We start from the raw sequence: 1263 nt of genomic DNA on the forward strand, positions 1-1263 counted from the left end.
GAGAGACCCCTCACCCGACCCGCTTCGCGGGCCACCCTCTCCCGCAAGGGGAGAGGGATCCGACAATACCTTTTCCGTCTTTCCTTATTCCGCCCGCCCGCTAAACCCGATCTCCGCACAAGACGGGAGGGCGCGATGGGTTTTCGAGGGCTTCTGACGGCCGTGGCTCTGGCCGCCCTGGCGACCACCGCGTGGACGACCACCGCCGCCGCGCAATCGCGCCTGGCTGTCGTGCAGGAAACCACCGCCCTCACGCCCCTGCCCGCCCTGGCCGGCGGCCGCGTCGCGGCGGGTCCCGACGGCTGGACCTACCAGTGGCCGAGCGTCCATTTCGAGGCCGCCTTCGAGGGCCAGGCCGTGCTGATCAAGGTCGGCGCCGGCGACCAGATCCTGCACCTCTCGATCGACGGCGTTCCGGCCGGTCGGCTGGTCAAGCCCGCCCCCGGCCTCTACCGCCTCGACGGCTTTGGCCCCGGCCGCCACCTGGTGCGCGCCGCCGTGGTCGGCGAGATGCAGGCCGGCCCGGCCCGCTTCGGCGGCTTCTTCCTGGAGAACGGTCGCGCCCTGCCGCTGACCGCGCCCCGACGCCAGATCGAGTTCATCGGCGACTCCCACAGCGTCGGCTACGGCGACGCCTCGGACAAGCGCGCCTGCACGAGCGACGAGGTGTGGAGCACGACCGACAACTCCATCGCCTTCGGCCCGCTGACCGCCGCGCGCTTCGGGGCCGACCACCAGGTCAACGCCATCTCGGGCCGCGGGATCGTGCGCAACTACGGCGGCATGCCCGGCGACACCCTGCCTCTGGCCTGGCCCAAGGTGCTGCTGGGCGCGGCTCCGGCCTATGCCAACGCCGACTGGGCGCCGCAGGTGGTGGTGATCAATCTCGGCACCAACGACTTCTCCACGCCCCTGAAGCCGGGCGAGCCGTGGAAGGACCGCCAGGCCCTGCGCGACGACTATGTGGCGACCTACGCCCGCTTCGCCCAGACGATCCGCGCCCGCCAGCCCCAGGCCTTCCTGATCCTGCTGGCCCCGCCCAGCGCCGAGAACGAGATCGCCGCCCAGGTCGACCGGGTGGCCGAAAACCTCAAGGCCGGCGGCGAGACCCGCCTGGCCGTCATCCCCGTCGGCGAGATGGAACTGACCGCCTGCGACTGGCACCCCTCGGCTCGGGATCAACAGGGGATCTCGGCGCGCGTGTCGGGCTTCCTGGATCAGCGGCCGGAGATCTGGCTGGGGCGTTAGGGAAACCCTCTCTCT

General features: G+C 71.4%; 1 protein-coding gene. It reads left to right on the top strand.

Features of this window, described 5'->3' with window-relative positions:
- Nucleotides 1–135 precede the first annotated feature (135 nt).
- On the top strand, nt 136–1248 hold the full coding sequence (locus DMC18_RS24420) for an SGNH/GDSL hydrolase family protein (protein WP_110122175.1): 1113 nt from the start codon (nt 136–138) through the stop codon (nt 1246–1248).
- The last annotated feature ends 15 nt before the right edge of the window (nt 1249–1263 follow it).

Source organism: Caulobacter sp. D5 (genome assembly GCF_003185805.1).
GTDB lineage: Bacteria > Pseudomonadota > Alphaproteobacteria > Caulobacterales > Caulobacteraceae > Caulobacter.

Coding starts and splice junctions, on each gene's coding strand:
- DMC18_RS24420 (WP_110122175.1), top strand. CDS start 136: ATGGGTTTTCGAGGGCTTCTGACGGCCGTGGCTCTGGCCGCCCTGGCG.